At 41.1% G+C, this 17543-nt stretch carries 9 protein-coding genes; 8 read left to right on the forward strand and 1 reads right to left on the reverse strand.

The genetic code is table 11. From position 1 onward, the window contains the following. Positions 1 to 5: 5 nt before the first annotated feature. A complete protein-coding gene (locus tag R9C00_11845) occupies positions 6 to 5054 on the reverse strand; it encodes a translocation/assembly module TamB domain-containing protein (GenBank protein WPO38145.1) in 5049 nt (1682 codons plus the stop codon). A gap of 634 nt (positions 5055 to 5688) precedes the next feature. Between R9C00_11845 and R9C00_11850 the strand changes: the two genes are divergently transcribed. From R9C00_11850 to R9C00_11885, 8 genes are all read left to right on the forward strand, one after another. Further along, on the forward strand, positions 5689 to 6849 hold the full coding sequence (locus tag R9C00_11850) for a hybrid sensor histidine kinase/response regulator (GenBank protein ID WPO38146.1): 1161 nt from the start codon (positions 5689 to 5691) through the stop codon (positions 6847 to 6849). Between the two features lie 135 nt (positions 6850 to 6984). Beyond that, a complete protein-coding gene (locus R9C00_11855; protein ID WPO38147.1) occupies positions 6985 to 7779 on the forward strand; it encodes a LiaF-related protein in 795 nt (264 codons plus the stop codon). 173 nt (positions 7780 to 7952) lie between these two features. Beyond that, a complete protein-coding gene (gene ade / locus R9C00_11860) occupies positions 7953 to 9581 on the forward strand; it encodes an adenine deaminase (GenBank protein ID WPO38148.1) in 1629 nt (542 codons plus the stop codon). A 72-nt stretch (positions 9582 to 9653) separates the two neighbouring features. After that, positions 9654 to 10565 carry a hypothetical protein gene (locus R9C00_11865; GenBank protein WPO38149.1) on the forward strand — a complete coding sequence of 304 codons (912 nt, stop codon included), beginning with the start codon at positions 9654 to 9656 and terminating at the stop codon, positions 10563 to 10565. A 518-nt stretch (positions 10566 to 11083) separates the two neighbouring features. Then, entirely contained in the window at positions 11084 to 13309 is a 2226-nt protein-coding gene (gene katG / locus R9C00_11870; GenBank protein ID WPO38150.1) for a catalase/peroxidase HPI, read from the forward strand. 266 nt (positions 13310 to 13575) lie between these two features. Next, the gene (locus tag R9C00_11875; protein WPO38151.1) at positions 13576 to 15102 is read left to right on the forward strand and encodes a Dabb family protein; all 1527 of its coding nucleotides are present in this window, start codon (positions 13576 to 13578) and stop codon (positions 15100 to 15102) included. A gap of 292 nt (positions 15103 to 15394) precedes the next feature. Continuing rightward, positions 15395 to 16114, forward strand: a complete 720-nt coding sequence (locus R9C00_11880) for a 3-ketoacyl-ACP reductase (protein ID WPO38152.1) — start codon at positions 15395 to 15397, stop codon at positions 16112 to 16114. 471 nt (positions 16115 to 16585) lie between these two features. Further along, the gene (locus R9C00_11885) at positions 16586 to 17542 is read left to right on the forward strand and encodes a calcium/sodium antiporter (protein WPO38153.1); all 957 of its coding nucleotides are present in this window, start codon (positions 16586 to 16588) and stop codon (positions 17540 to 17542) included. The last annotated feature ends 1 nt before the right edge of the window (position 17543 follow it).

Genomic DNA, 17543 nt, shown 5'->3' on the forward strand with positions numbered 1-17543 from the left:
GTTAATTATTTTGTTTTAGGTTCTTTTTCTTTCTTCTCTTTTTTGAAGATGTCTTTCCAGAAGTCAAAACTTTTGGTGAAAATAAAGGAAATTCCCGTAGCCACGTATTCCCCTTCTATAATATCCTCATTTTCATTTTTCTTGTATGCCCGGAGCTTGTACCTACCGTCTTCGGCAAGGTCATATTTCATATCAATATTACCTGCAAAATGGTTAGCGCTTCCACTAGTGGAGGCGTTAGATGTGCCTTCTAACACGAAGTTGCTGCCAACTTCTACTTCCAAGCGATTGTTAAAAAAAGCTTTTGACAAGTTCATCTCCAAATCTGTACGAGTTTCTTTTTTGCCTCCTACCGAGTTTTCATAACTCTGCATCTCAAAATTGAGGTTGACACCTTTTATATATTTGTCTGAAAGTTGGTTGAGTTGGCTTGAAAGCAGGCGGCTCACACTGTTTTTGGCATTTACACTTACCATTTCTGAGCCTACATTTGCCCCAGGGCTTTCTGACATAAACGAGTTCATGATAAGTAGGGCGAATACTTGCTTGTTGAGTGCGCTTTCATCATTTCTCAAATTTTGGAGACTGGAATATACCGTTCCGCTCATGGCTTCTTGGTACTCGGAAGGCAGCACGATATCGAAACTGAGTTCGGGGTCTAGTAATTCACCATTGAAGCGCAAATAGACTTTGAAAGGCAAAATCCGGTTGTACTTTTTAGATTCTTCGGGCGAGATATACATCATGCTGGACACCAATCCCAAGGGGTAAGCCTTTGTATTATACACAGCGTTTATATCCGCTTTAGCTTTCAAAACATCACCAGACCACGACATTTTACTCCCTTTTTCAATTACAAAATCTCGGTTCACCAACTTGTAAAAGGTCATGCTGTATTGTCCTTCTTCTATTTCGTAAATACCTGAAAGGGTGGAGTTTCCCGTTGGTTCCAAAGAGTAGACCAGTTCCCCTCCGCCTTTTAGGTCAAGGTGGTCGCCCGCTATTGGATCAATAATTACTGAGACAAAGGTATTTCTGTCAATCGAGATGTTTGCGGTAAGATCAATACCAAAAAAATCTACCTTATCTGTTTTTGCAGAGTCAGTAAATATAAGTCTTGCAGTTGAGTCAGCACTCATATCTACAAACTCGATCATTTCTTGGTTAACCGCAAAGCTCTCCTCATCTTCTTGGTAAGTGTAATAGAGCTCCGTTCCTTTTTGGAGTTGCAAAACGGTGTTCACGGCAAGGCTATGAAGTGGGCCGCGAAGGAGCGTTTTGTTTCCTATAAAAAGTTTCCCGTGGAAATTGTCCTGCGTAGTTTCCTCATTGGTGTTCATTACCATGAATTTGCTAGATTCTATGTCAAGCTTAGTCTGATAAAAGCCATCGTTATCTACATACAAATCTCCTTTTAGCTTGAGAGGCTCTTTGTTTGAATCTAGAATTGTAAAGTTGTTGAACGATATTTTTTTGTTCGAAAAATCAATATGACTACTAGGGATTTGGAAGCTACTATTAAACCTCTCAAGTGTTAACTTGTTCTCTTTAAAATTAATATTTCCAGCAAAAAGAGGGTTTTCGGCATTTCCTGAAAGTTGTAGGCCTCCTTCCACCCAGCCGTCCATATTTGTTACCCGGTCGAGTAAAAATGGCTCGATAGTTTTCAAGCTCAACCGATTCACTTTTGCTGTAAAATTAAGCGTTTCACCGTCGGTTTCTTCCAAAAGGTAACTGCCCTTTAGTGAAACATCGTTTTGGTGATGCCCAAATAATTCGGCATCCAGCTCTAGTTTTTCGGTTGAAACCTGGGCGTTGGCAATCAGGTTCGCTACTTCGTTCCCTCTAAAACCAAGGTCATTTATAGCTAACTTTATTTTCTGGGTTTCTGCTTTCTCGTCTAGTTCAAAGCTAGCATCTACTATCCCCGAGAATAAAGGCTTGTCCTTTTCGAACAGGACGGAAAAATCACGTAAGTCTAGTTCTTTTAGTTGGGCTTGAAGCCAGCCTGCTTTTCCAAGCGAATCATTGTCGGTTAGTCCAAAGGAGCTGATACCATTACCTATTTTGAAATTATGAGTATAGTAAATAGAATCAGCTATAAGTAAATAGTTATCAGGGGCAACTCGCCAAGTTGAGCCATTTATTACCACCTCTTTTTCTTGTAAGTGAAATTTTAAATTGTTTGAGGGCTCAGTTGTGACAAAACCACTTAGTTTAAAACTAGGGTCTTCTTCTTGGTCGTCTATCGTAAGGTTTACAAATAAACTATCATTGGCAAGTACGCCAAAAAATGCAGGGTTGTTCAGTTCGATTACCTCTGAGGTAGCCCTCTTTAGACCTGTATGAAATTGGAGCTTTTTTGCATCTGAAACAATATCCAAAGAGATGGTATCAAGGGAAATGTCAGAATACACCAATTTGGGTATGAAAAGGCTAGCCTCGATTTTATTCTTTTTGTTATCAAATTTTCCCTTAAAAATAGAAGGTTCTATTTCATCTATTTCGCTAACAAAAAAGTTGCTGAGTAGGGTAGGGTCTTCCAATACGAATTCGTATTCAAAGCGGGTGTCTTGTAAGGTGCTGTCAAGCTCGGTTGAATCGCCAAAATAGTACTTGAGTTGGTTGATAGCGCTTCTGGCAATATTCCCTATATTAATATTCCCATTGAGGTTTGCATGGGCAAAATCAGCATAAAATTGGATATCGGTGGTATCTATCTGCTGGGTGGCATACATCACCATACTATCTATGAAATAGCGGTGTTGCCTATTGGCAAATTCTAGGTTTTCTGCCTTAAATACTCCACCTATATTGTACAACTCGCTTCCTTGTAAGTCAGCCGAAAAATCTCCGGTGAACTTTAAGGGGGATTGAAAAAGCTTCAAAGCTAGGAAATCGACATACTTGAGGTCAAAATCGAAATCATAAATACCGTTAAGCGTATCACGTCTGTCTACTTCTCCATCAAACACGAAGTCTAAGTTGGGATCGTGCAGCTCTATTTTCCCCAGAAAGCGGTAAGGCTCAAAGCTTCCCTCAAGTTTCAGGTCTTTATAAAGGTAGTTTTTGTAAGTAGCTTCTTGTACCAATAAATCCCCATAGGCATTGAATACATCAAGTGTATCTTCCCACAAATCGAGCGATCCTTTCATGGAAACTAAACCCAAGTCTTCGTTTTGAGCTAAATACCCTGCGTCTAAATCTACAATAGCAAAATCACCTTCATGCCATCTTTTTCCTGTATTGAGGCTGTCAAATACCCGTAGGTTTCCCTTTATCAGTCCCACGTCAGATATCAGCTCGAAATCTGTGAGGAAATCATTTATTTCACCTGTAAAGCCACCGTGTAGGTTGAACCTGTTTGGGATGGGCTGCCCTTCGGGAAGCAGGGAATCGGGAATGACTTGAAGTAGGTCGGAGATGGTCGTTTTAAGCCCGCCAATGGCAATGTCAAATGTTGTTTTCTCTATAGTCGGCAAGCCCTTAACGCTTCCCTTCATAGAAAGGAGGGTGCTGTCAAAGGCGGAAATGTGGAGGGTGTCGAAGGTAAAGCCAGATAGGAAACCATTTGCTTTTATGTCTACGCTAATTTTACCCAAATCACTCAACTCCATAGGAAGTTTGGGTAGGAAATGCTGGAAGTACGAGATGTCTTTTGCCCCAAGGTAGTTCTCATCCAAATCGAATAAGAAATGTAGTTTTTCGGGCGAAGAGGCTATTTCATCAAGCGAAGGATAGCTAAGTTGTATTTGCCTGCCAAACTTACTATTGGGTGTGATGAGTTCAAAGTCGTTGATGTAAATAGCGGTATCTACCATTTGAACATCGCCCTTGAATGTAGAAAGTCTTAAACCTGATTTCTCTTTCCCGCTCAGGTTAAGAACTTTTCCATACATGTTGCTTGCACTGTAGTAAATGTCTTCTGCTTCTAAAGCAATTTCCCTGATGGACATGTGGGAAAGATCAAATCCACTAGGCAAAGTAGGGTGGTTTTGATCTTTCATACCGAAGGAAATGTCTTCCGTGCTGGTAGTATTGATGGCAACGGTCCAGCCTGCGGAGGTATCAGGCTCTTCTTGTTTTTCGTTTGGTAAATCTGTTGCAATGCTGGTTTGCGTGGTAGCTTTTTTACCAAATACAACCTCTGAACCTGTTCGGGTCAAGTTTACTTCATTCAGCTCTATTTGTTGTTTAGCCATGTTGAAAGTACCTTCGTCCACCTCCATTTCTCCTACGGAAGAAAGTACATCGAGGGCGAGTTCTTTCAAGTGAACTTTATAGGCTATATCTTTCATAGAAAGGTTCTCGGCTTCTACTATTAGTTCAAATGTACTGGCAGAGGTATCGGCTTCTATTTCTGCAAGTTCAGCAGAAAGGCTATCCGTGGGCATGAGCGTGAAAAACCCTTGGGTGTTCGCTAAGCTAAATGCATCAATCTTGATGTACATCGGACTGAAATCAAACTTGGGGATGGATAGGTCAAGCTGCCCAACATCGATGCCTGTTTCAAAAGCAGCGACTTCATCGAGGTAATGATACCTGATGTTTTTAAGACTTATCTGGCTGGCTTGTAGGTGCCAAGGCTCGGGAGGAGAGCTGTTTTCTGTTTCTACAGGTTTTGCTTCTCCACTAGCAAAAGCATCTAGAATGAAGTTGAAATTGAAAAGGCTGTCAACCTTGTTCCGGTTCATCTTTATCGTAGCATCGTAAAGCCACAAATGCTCTATCTGAATGGAGTTGTTGAGTAGCGATCGGGCATCAACTTTTGTTTCTAAAAGTGAAACTTGCAATAAGGTATCACCAGCAGTATCTTCAATATAAAGCCCTTCAAGTTCCAAGGTAAGAGGTATGTATACATAAATATGCTCCAATTCTACTTTCGTCCCCAATTTGTCTTCCAGCACTTCTATGGCATGCCCCACTACCCACTTTTGTACGCTTGGAAGTTGAAGGGACAAGCTGATCAAAACCAATAAAACGCCTATGCTGCCAGTTGCCCAGAGCAAGGATTTTAGTATAGTTTTGAAAGTTTTATAGAAGCGTGCTTGCATAATTTTTTTTATACATTCAACATGAGTAGCAGATTCTTGGTGTTTAGCTGGTTTTCTAAAGTTTGGTTGGGTTTACTTTAAGTAAAGTTTGTGAACCAACCTACAAATGTCATAATGGAAACACTGTTCTGCATAAATATGTTTTTTTGTCAGGAAAGTCTGGGGTTTTGTTTGGTAATATATCTTGGTTTGGACTTATCGCTAATGTTTTTTCTTTTTTTAGTATAATTTTCTTCTCCTATTGAACTATAAATCACTTGTATTTTCGTTAGGTATTTATAACTTCGAAAATGCTTGGCTTTAACCATTGTAAAGTTGAGCTTTTTATACTATTTCTTCCGGCTATTGAACAAAAATAATTGGGACTAACAAATTTAGTATTCTAATACAGGACTGGTCTCTGTTAAATTAACTAACATTGTATTGAAAACCAGTGGTTTTCAGACTGATTTTGTTCCTATATAAAGGAATAAGTTACCCTAGTAAGGTTAGCGGTTTAAGCTTATTGAACAAAGTATTGTTTGATTGTATTAAAAACAGCTAAACTAGGAAGGTCTATTTTATTCAAATGATATAAATGTACTTTTTTTAGATTATCCTCTTGTAAATCACTAAATTTTTATAACTTTTCCATATGAATTTGCCCCAAGAGCCAAGGATATTATATGTTGATGATGAAATTGAAAACCTAGACGGTTTCAGTATCACATTTCTGCCTTATTATGAGGTGCTTACTTCTACCTCTGCAAAAGACGGTCTAAAGCTATTGACTGATGCCCTAAAGGATGATGAGCCTATTTCAGTGGTGATTTCAGATCAACGTATGCCTGAGATGGATGGCATTGACTTTTTTAAAGAAGTAAGTGATATAGCTCCTGATGCTATCAAAATTTTGCTTACAGGCTACAGCGACTTTGAGGTAATAACCCAGGCGATTAATGCGGTTAGCGTTTACAAATACATTACAAAACCTTGGGATAAAGATGAGCTGAAAGAGACGATAGACAAGGCAATAGAGCTCTACAGGCTAAGGCGAGAAAACAACGAATTGCTTACCGAGCTGAAAGGTGTTAATAATGAACTTGGTAAGTCAAATAACCAGTTGAAAAGTGCATTGAAAGAACTAGAATTTTTTATATATAATACTTCTCACAATTTCAGGCAACCATTGCTGTCTATCAAAGGGCTTATCACCCTTTCCGAAATGGAAAATGATCCCTCAGTTTTGCAAGAACACTACAAGATGATAGGCCAGATCATAGATGAGTATGATTTCTTTTTGCAGAATGTGCCTGAACTGTTGAAAAAAACCTCGGTAGAGCTGGAAAGTAAAGAAATTGATTTTTCGGGTATGATAAAAGCAAACTTGGGTAACCATACCTACCTTCAGTTTTATAAAGAGACGAAAGTAGAAGTAGAGGTGTTGAACAGCGATGTTCCTTTTTATTCTGATGAAAAACGCCTGAAGGTTCTGATCAATAACCTGATATCAAATGCAATCAAATTTCAGCATCCGGGCAGGGCAGAAAAAAAGGTGAACGTGAGGATAGTGAAAGAAAAGGATAGCGTAGATATCAAAATAGAGGATAATGGTATAGGTATTATGCCCTCGCAACAGCAGATGATCTTTAATATGTTTTTTAGGGGATCGGAGGCGCATCGAGGATCGGGCTTGGGGCTCTACCTCGTGAAACAAATAGCGGAAGTGATGCAAGGGACAATAGAGGTAAGCTCAGAAAAAGATAACTTTACTTGTTTTCATCTTACCATACCTAATTTGCAACCCTCTTCCTGACCGCTTATCAAATTTCCTTAACTGCGGATCAAACAAAGCGTTAATTTCAATAACTATTTAGATCGGGAATTTCCCAACTAGTGAGTACAAGGACAGTTGCCTAGTACGGGATTTTTGTACCTAACGCTTAACAAGATGTTTGAAAAAGGAACTGCGCATGTTTGGAAAAAAGGAGATTTCCTTGGAAATTGCATAAGAAATATGGCACATCAGAATAATACGAACGCATCCATTATGAATGACCTGCAAAATCAGGGTGAAAGTCAAAAGCCGGGAAAAGGGAGTTTTGGGTTACCAAGGCTAAGGGAAAAAGTGATAAATGCTTTGAGTGAGGCTTTTGTGGCAAATAACCTCGATGAACATGATTATGAAACCAGACTGCAAGCAGCGCATAATGCCAAAAGCATTGATGACCTTTCTTTGGTAGTACATGATTTTCCTAATCGCGATCAGCTCATAGAAAGGAGGGCGCAGCGCCAACAAGCAGTACCTCCTCCAAGGAGACATTTTCAACATGCCCGTCCTGCTCATTCATACAACGCTTACGAAACCAAAGATTTACGCTTTTCCCTGATAGGAGATTGTAAGATTTCCTTGAGAGAGCTACGCTTCAATGATATCCAGCTTTATAACCTAATAGGCGATACGGTAATTGACCTTACAGAAGTAGAAGACGGTCACGAAACGATAGAGGCAGAGGTTTACAATGCCATTGGTGATACGAAAATATATGTGCCAGCTGGCACGAACGTGATCAATAGTTGCATCACGGTAATTGGCGAATACAAAGAGCGCCATAAAGGAGATTCAGTTTGGAGTTGGCTTAATGGCAAGAACAAAAGCCAACTGCCTCCGCCCGAACCTCGGGACATCACCGTGGTGCTGAGAGGCTTCAAATTGATAGGAGATATTAAAGTGGTCTATTATTGAACCATTTTTTGCGCATTGCTATTTCAAGATTGTTTTGCGCCCATAAAGTATAGGTTTTGCCCTCTTTCCCTTGGGAAAAAGAGGGCATTTCTTTTTTAGGAAGAGTATGCTTCTTAATTTAGGCTTCTTTTAAAAGAAACTGAAACCAACGAAACAATATCCTCTTCAGACCTATGAAAACTAACACTGTATCTGGTCAGTTTGTTGACCTCAATTCCCGTGAGATTTACCCTGCCGAAGTACATATAGCCGAAGGAAAAATTAAATCCGTTACCAAAGTGGAATCTGCTGCCGAGCAGTTCATCATTCCAGGTTTTGTTGATGCACATGTACATATTGAAAGCTCTATGCTTACGCCGAGCGAATTTGCCCGCCTTGCGGTAGTCCATGGCACGGTCGCTACGGTTTCCGATCCGCACGAGATAGCGAATGTGCTAGGGCTAAAAGGAGTGGAGTTTATGATAGAAAACGGCTCTAAAGTTCCTTTAAAGTTCAACTTTGGTGCGCCTAGCTGTGTGCCTGCTACCATTTTTGAAACCGCTGGCGCGGAAATAGATGCAGAAGGAGTGAGGGAGCTACTTGAAAAAGACGAAGTGAAATATTTGGCTGAAATGATGAACTGGCCAGGTGTGCTTCATCAAGACCCTATGGTGATGGAGAAAATTAAAATAGCTCATGACCTAGGAAAACCAGTTGACGGACATGCGCCAGGGCTCAAAGGCGAGCAGGCAAAGCAATATGCCTCGGTCGGGATTTCTACAGATCACGAATGCTTTACCAAGGAGGAAGCTTTGGATAAGCTGGCTGCGGGCATGAAAATATTGATTCGAGAAGGGAGCGCTGCCAAAAACTTTGAAGCACTCATCGACCTGATGGGCGAGCATGCAGATAAATTGATGTTTTGTTCCGATGATAAACATCCCGATGAATTGGCGGAAGGGCATATCAATCAGTTGTGTGCGCGGGCAGTAGCCAAAGGATTCGACGTGTTCGACGTGTTGATTGCTGCTTGCGAAAACCCGGTGAAGCATTACAAACTTGATGTGGGTTTGCTTAAAGAAGGGGATGCTGCTGATTTTGTGTTAGTAGAAGACTTAAAAAATTTCCACGTAATAAACACCTATATAAATGGGGAATTGGTAGCAGAAAATGGCTATGCAAATTTTGGTTCGGTAGAGGCAAAAGAAATTAATCAATTCGATGCAGTACCAACCGAGCCTGCTGATTTTGTCATTAATAAGACATCGGAAGAACTACGTGTGATAGAAGTGCTGGACGGGGAGTTGATAACAAAAAAGATAATAGCGGAGGGAAAAGAAGTTGAAGGCAAGTTGGTAGCCGATACGGAGTCAGATTTGTTGAAAATAGCAGTGTTGAACAGGTATTCCCCTTCTAAGCCAGCAGTAGCTTTTATCAAGAATTTTGGATTGAAGACAGGAGCAATTGCTTCTAGCGTAGCACACGACTCGCACAATATCATAGCCGTTGGCACATCTGATGAAGCCCTTTCCGAGGTGATTAACCTGCTCATAGAGCAAAAGGGGGGCGTTGCAGCTTGGACGGACACTGTTTATAAACTACTTCCTTTGCCCATAGCAGGCTTGCTCACCAATGCTGATGGGCTAGAAGTGGCAGAAGCTTATGCCTCTATCGACCTAATGGCAAAAGAAATGGGCAGTAAGCTTCGTGCACCGTTTATGTCCCTTTCCTTCATGGCTCTTTTGGTTATTCCTGCAATAAAATTGAGTGATAAAGGGCTTTTTGATGCAGAAAAATTTGAATTTATCGATGTAAATGTATAATTATGTTGGTGATGGGCGAAAATGTAAAATATTTTTAGCCTAGAATTGAAGACCTTGCCGATTACGTAACGAATGAGCTATATAAGTATTCCTGAAGCGGGTATCAACCACGCTAATTTTGAAAGGCTGGCAAAGAACGAGTGCATCGACATGATGTTCAACTTTGCCTATTACCTTGACGAGGATGCCGCAGCTCTTCTAGACAAGCTTCTGAACCTTTGGATCAACAAAACAAACTGGAAAGAAGTAGGAGGAAAGCCTGTTTTCATTACCGAGATCCAAGAGAATATCCTTCATTTAGCCATTACCAATATCCATTCTCCGCAAAAGGCCATCCGCATGCTAGTGTTCGAGCTTCAGCGTGTTCCCTTGGGGCTAGAGTCGGTATATTTTTGTGGAAGGAAAGTGAGTAGAGAGGGAAAGATGGAAGAGGTGCTCCAAGAACCGCTCACTGCCAACCAAGTAGTTTACACCGATGAGCAAGCTTGGTGGGATGCTTCTTTCGACTGGGAAAAAGCACCTCCCATTAGCGAGCAAGTGGAGCGAATCATTGCCACCACTGCCGATGGGCAATCCAAATTGATGGAGAAGCGTGGGATGCGCTTGTACCTAGACGATTGCCGCATAGTATATGGAACAGCAAGAGCAGAGGTTTTCTCTAGGAACAACTATTGTGCTTCTATAGCTACTTACCTTACCCAATTATTCGGGAAATATTTCCACGGCTTTCCCCCAAAGCTCCTCAATAAATATGGAGACTCAGACCATGTCGATTTGCTTATTCACCAAGGGAGGCAAGGATATCGCTTTAGACTAGAACCAGCTTTGCTTACCGTGAACTATCCTAAGTCTTTCCGTTTCAGAGAATACGAACTGATGCTGTTGCTCCGCGAAGCTATTCAGACGCTGCACCTAGTACCCGTAATCCATTGGACTAGAGACGAATATTACGAAATAAACCTTTGGGAATCGTGGGTGTATTAGACTGATCTAATACCTTGTTGAAAACACCTCTCCATTTATACCTAAATGTTGTTTCAAATTATCTATAGCGTGAAGAAATAACTTTAAACTACTTCCTTAGAAAGATCGCCAGTCGACAAACAATTGTATCTCTAACTTTGTTAAAAGTTTATTAATTTAATAGCGCGAAGCGGACGCTCGCACCAGTATTTAATTAAGAAAATAAAAATTCAAAAGGGTATTTTTTCTAACTTCTAGCCTCCAGCTTCTAACTTCTTTTATACCACCAAAGTGCTAGGTCATTACAATCATCAGTAAACTAGATTTTCTGATGTTTCAAGTGAAACCACAAAGGGTTTTTCTCAACGAGTATCCGTCCTCTATACCCTTTCTAAACTAACTCAAGCTCTTTACTTGGGAATACTCCTTGCTAGTTATCTTTGTATAAGACTTCCTTATGTGTATATAAAAATCATAAAACATAGTTATTGTATCTTTATTGAATTAATCAATTTTTAAACCTTAACCTATTCTCGTCAATGGAAAACAAAACAGATAATGGTACGACAGCATTTAATACCAATGACAGCACAGCAAAGTGTCCTTTCCACGGTGGTAGTATCCAGCAAAGTGCCGGTGGTGGTACAAGAAACCAAGATTGGTGGCCCAACCAATTGAACTTGGGCATCCTCCGTCAGCATTCCTCTCTGTCCGACCCTATGGGCGAAGGTTTTGATTATGCAGAAGAGTTTAAGAAGCTAGATTTAGGTGCATTAAAGAAAGATTTATTTGACCTGATGACCGATTCGCAAGATTGGTGGCCTGCCGATTATGGACACTATGGCCCTTTCTTTATACGAATGGCTTGGCACAGTGCAGGGACTTACCGAATTCAAGATGGCCGCGGAGGAGGAGGTTCTGGCACGCAGCGTTTTGCTCCGCTAAATAGCTGGCCTGACAATGCAAATCTCGACAAAGCCCGTTTGTTGCTCTGGCCTATCAAGCAAAAATATGGGAAGAAAATATCTTGGGCAGATTTGATGATCCTAGCCGGAAACTGTGCGCTCGAATCTATGGGTTTTAAAACCTTTGGCTTCGGTGGTGGCCGTGCCGATGTATGGGAGCCTGAAGAAGATATTTATTGGGGTTCGGAAGGAGAGTGGTTAGGAGATAAGGAAAGGTACAGCGGAGATAGAGAATTAGAGAACCCGTTAGGGGCTTCTCATATGGGGTTGATCTATGTAAACCCTGAAGGACCAGGAGGGAAACCCGATCCGATAGGGGCAGCTCATGATATCCGTGAGACTTTTGGGCGAATGGCCATGAACGATGAAGAAACTGTTGCGCTAATAGCCGGAGGGCATACTTTTGGTAAAACACACGGCGCTGCCGACCCAGTTAAATATGTAGAGGCAGAGCCTGCCGGCGCAAGTATTGAAGAGCAAAGCCTTGGCTGGAAAAACAACTATGGTACAGGGGCAGGGGCAGATACTATTACCTCTGGCTTGGAAGGTGCTTGGACTACCACGCCTACCCAATGGAACAACAATTTCTTTGAGAACCTCTTTGGCTATGATTGGGAATTGACCAAAAGCCCAGCAGGCGCACACCAGTGGCAGCCGAAGGGTGGGGCAGGTGCAGGATTAGTGCCCGATGCGCACGATCCTTCTAAAAAGCATGCTCCTTTTATGCTCACCACAGATTTGGCATTGAAAGAAGACCCTGTTTACGAGAAAATATCGAGGCGTTTCTATGAAAATCCCGATGAGTTTGCCGATGCTTTCGCAAAAGCATGGTTCAAACTGACCCACAGAGATATGGGACCGCTTGCTCTCTACCTAGGGCCAGAAGTGCCTAAAGAAGAGTTGAGCTGGCAAGACCCTATCCCTACCGTTAAGCATGAATTGATCAACGATCAGGATATTGCTGCACTAAAAGCAAAAGTACTTGCTTCAGGTTTGTCAATTTCCGAATTGGTTTCTACCGCTTGGGCTTCGGCTTCTACCTTCCGTGGTTCTGATAAGCGTGGCGGGGCAAATGGTGCTCGTATTCGCTTCGCTCCGCAAAAAGACTGGGAAGTGAACAACCCAAGCCAATTGGCAAAAGTGCTGAAGACATTGGAAGGCATCAAAAGTGACTTTGGGAAAGAAGTTTCTATGGCTGACCTAATTGTATTGGCAGGATGTGCTGGTATAGAGAAAGCAGCAAAAGATGCAGGTGTTAATATTACCGTGCCGTTTACGCCGGGTAGGGCAGATGCACTGGACGAACAAACCGATGTAGAATCATTTGGTGCGCTAGAGCCGGCTGCCGATGGCTTCCGCAATTACTTTGCGCCTAAGCACCGAGCTTCGGCAGAGGAAATGTTGTTGGATAAATCGCAGCTGATGACGCTTACCGCTCCCGAAATGACGGTGTTGCTCGGAGGCTTACGTGTGATCAACATCAACTTTGATCAATCTTCACACGGGGTGTTCACCAAGCAGCCTGGCAAGCTTACCAACGATTTCTTCATGAACTTGCTCGATATGGGAACAACTTGGAGGGCGACTTCCGACGCACAGGATGTGTTTGAGGGGAGAGACCGCAAGACGGGCGCAGTAAAATGGACAGGAACGAGAGTTGACCTCATTTTCGGTTCTAACTCAGAGCTTCGTGCCATAGCCGAAGTCTATGCCTGCTCCGACTCACAAGACAAGTTTATCGCAGACTTTGTAGCCGTTTGGGACAAAGTAATGAACCTAGATCGCTTCGATCTGAAATAATAATTGATTGCTTTAAGATGGAAAGGCAGCCTGTAATGGGCTGCCTTTTTTTGATATGCATGAATAGGCTATATCACAGTTTGAAACAAAAGGGACTTCCAAAGGTCTTCCTTACAAAATTACACTTCCCTATCTACCTAAATTTTCAAAGAGTTACTTCGAGTTGAACTAGTTCAACTTTTTTGTCGGAAGGGTTTATGATTTTTGTAGTATTAAATTACTAAAACTCAACTGTAGTTTTAAGCAAACTTGAAAAAGTTAAAATCATGAACAATATAAAGACAGGGTTCCTTCTTGTAATAGTACTTCTATCCCAGATATGTTTGGCACAAACCTCCATCGATTTGATGCTCTACAGAAAAGACTTCAAAAGCATATCTGGAAACAACACCGTATCTGTCACAAGCTATGTAAAAGACGGCACTCACTTCGTATATGCAGGTGGCGTGGGCAATGTAGATGTGTATAGCCTAAACGAAGAAGGCATACTTACGCCCATTAGCAACCATGAGCTGCATATGCAAAAAGGTCCTGCGAGGGGAATGGTCGCTGACAACATCAACGGCACCGACTTTCTGTTTGTCGCCAACAAACACGGTAACGTAATCGAAACTTTCAAAATTTTAAGCAACGGATCTTTAGAGCGTGTTCATTTGGTGGAGGATACAGATGAAACTCATTTGGGAACAGCCATCACCTTGCAAGTGATCCATATGGAAAAAGCATCTTACCTGTTCATTGGCGGCCTAGAAGAAACACCGGGGCTAAGTAGTTTCAAAATACACGACGATGGAAAGCTAGCCCATATCCAATCGATGAAGGATAATGAAAAGATTCATACGGACGGTATCATTGGCATGTACACACATGTGATTGATGGCAAGACCTTTTTATACACTGGCGGATTTCAGGACAACGGCGTAAGCAGCTTTAGGGTCTATGAAAGCGGTAAGTTCAAAAACATCAACAACATCAGTGACAATACTACAGACAGGTATTTGACTGGAGCTTACCCCGTAACTGGCGTTACGTTGGGTGATAATAAGTATGTAATTGTTGGCCATAGGCATCATAAATATTACAAAAGAAGTGGCTTTATCAAAAACACAAATTTCACCTATCATGGTGATGGTGTAAGTGTATTTAAGATAAATAATAAAGGAGCATTGGTGCCGCACTTCGTGTTGAAAGATGATGAAACCACAAAGCTACAAGGGCAAACACGCATTGAAGTTGTATCAACTAACAACAATGGAGCTGTATTGGCAGTAGGCACAAGAGATGACGAAAGTATTCAATTGCTAAAGCTTAACGAAGAAGGTATTCTTAGCCCCATCAATTATCTGGAGACAGGCTTTTCCATTTATTATGGCTTAAGATCCCATAAAATAGGTGATGATAACTTCCTTATTGCAGGTTCGTTTAGGTTCGATTTGAAAAAGATAGCCACCTACAAGGTTTCACCCAACATAGATAGAAGCGGAAAAGTGCTGAGGCACATCGTAAACCTGAAATACAAAAAAGAGGCTACCCAAGAACAAATTGATGAGGCAGTTAAAATATTTTTAGACCTTAAGAAGGAAATTTCCGAAATTGCGGACATTGAATGGGGAATAAATGACAGTACCGAAGGAGCCAGCAAAGGTTTCACCCATACATTCACCCTGACTTTCAATGATGCGCATGGTAGGGAAATCTATCTATTCCATAAAGCGCATTTGGATTTGGTAGAGAAAGTAGGACCAATTATTGGCGATGTTTTAGTAATGGATTATTGGACGGCAGACGATTGAGTGAGTTGAAAAACTACATACCTTTATCCAGATACTAGCTAGCAACAGCTATTTGAATTTAGCTGAAAGTTGCTGGTTACTAGGTGAATTGATATGACAACTTGGGATGGTTTCAAACGGACGCTTGAAGTCACGATTCAGGCACGACAATTCCATTGTGGGCGGGGCTTTTAAGCCCCGTTTGGAAGTAGAAATGACGTTGGCTTCAAGCCTAAACTAAATTTCAAGCCAATAAGTCTGTACAAATCAAACCACGATAAACTCTAATTAACTTTCTATAAAAACATAAACAATGAGCAGTTTAAAAAATAAAAAAGCGATTATAACAGGCGGCAGCAGAGGGCTTGGAAAAGCAACCGCCTTGGCATTTGCCAAAGAAGGAATTGACGTTGCCATTACGGGCAGAAACGAGAAGGCGTTGAAAGAAACCGTTGCCGAATTAGAAGCATTTGGGGTTCAGGCAATCTATTCCGTATTCGATGTGGGCAATTACGACGAAGTAAAAAGCAGCATCAAGCAAATGGTAGATAGCTTAGGCACAGTTGATATCTTGGTCAATAATGCGGGGATTGCCGCTATTGGCTCTTTTAACGATATGGAAGTTAGCCAATGGGCTGAGATCATCCAGACCAATGTGATGGGGATGTACTATGTAACTAAGGAAGTATTACCCTACCTCATAGCCAAGAACGAAGGTGATATTTTTAATGTCTCTTCTACAGCAGGGTTAAATGGAAACCCAAACGTATCTGCCTACTCTGCTTCTAAATTTGCAGTAATAGGCATGTCCGAGTCCTTAATGAAAGAGGTGCGCAAAAATAATATCAGGGTGATTACCTTGACCCCAAGCACCATAGAATCTGATATGACCATTGGATTGGGTATTGCAAATGAAGGGTCTCAAGAAAACGTTTTACAGCCAGAGGACTTCGCAGAACTAATTCTTGCAGGCTTAAAGCTGCCAAGAAGGGCAATGCTCAAAAGTGCAGCTTTGTGGTCTACCAACCCATAAGTTCGATTTGAAAAGCTGATAGCACAATTAACGCCGTTACTAGGCTAGTAGAATACTTGCTCGGTAGCAACACTTTTCTGTCCAAGAAAGAGTAACGGCGTTAATACAAGAAGAGCCAGTTCGTCGGGGTCGTTTCAGACCACCCCAGACATTTATTGACTGACATTCTACCCAACATCCCGATCATTTCAAATGATCGGGACGTTCTGCATTATGATCAATCCTGCTAGCTGGATAAGTAAAAAGCAATGTTCTCTGTAGGGTTTTCTTCTCTACCAAGTTATCAAAACTCTCAATCTCCCGATTGACTCTTGCCCACAGAGTTTCTATGAATCAGGAGATCTGAGAGGATGCTGTGCTAACTCTCCGAAGAAACTGCAATGTTGTGATACATTTGCCAAGACGAAAAAGCATGGCAAAATTAAACATGCGGTATCCTAATTGGATTATATTTGAATAAAAAATAATCGTATGATAATTCCTGTCTTATTGGTTGTTGCAGGATTTGTTTCCTTGATTTTTGGGGCAAATTGGCTTGTTGATGGAGCTTCGGCATTAGCAAAAAAATATGGAGTGCCTGACTTAGTTATTGGATTGACTATTGTTGCGTTTGGGACTTCAGCTCCTGAGTTAGTTGTAAATAGTATTGCTTCTGTAAAAGGCTACTCTGATATTGTACTTGGAAATATTATTGGTAGTAACAATTTTAATTTATTTATTATTCTTGGTTTATCAGGATTGATTTTACCGATTAAAGTTCAAACGTCAACCGCATGGCGGGAAATACCAATTTCAGTTTTTATTTCTGTGTTATTGTTGTTCTTGCTTAATGATTTTATATTCTCAGGACATACTTATTCTAGTCGTATTGACGGATTGATTATGTTGATCTTGTTTGGCTTTTTCTTGTATTATGTTTTCAAACAAATGAAAAGCGACCCACAAACTGCTACAGCCTTAGATATTCAAAAACCTGCAGCAAAAATTTGGGGATTAATAATAGTTGGGTTAATAAGCTTGGTATTGGGCGGTCAACTTGTAGTTGTTAATGGTGTTGGTATTGCAAACGTATTAGGAGTTAGTGAGAAAATAATCGGATTGACCATCATTGCCGCTGGGACTTCCCTACCTGAATTAGTTACTTCAATTGTGGCAGCAACGAAAAAGAACAGTGATATTGCGATTGGGAATGTTATTGGGTCAAATATTTTTAATATCCTATTGATATTGTCAATTAGTAGCATTATCAGCCCAATTGAGTATAATCCTAAATTTAACCTTGACTTGTATATTCTAATTGGAGGGACTATTTTTCTGCTTACTTCAATGCTGACTGGACAAAAGAAGAAATTGGACAGGTGGGAAGCAGGAGTTTTATTCGGGTTTTATATTGTCTATACAATATACTTAGTAATGAAAGAAATATAAA

The organism is Flammeovirgaceae bacterium SG7u.111 (genome assembly GCA_034044135.1).
GTDB lineage: Bacteria > Bacteroidota > Bacteroidia > Cytophagales > Flammeovirgaceae.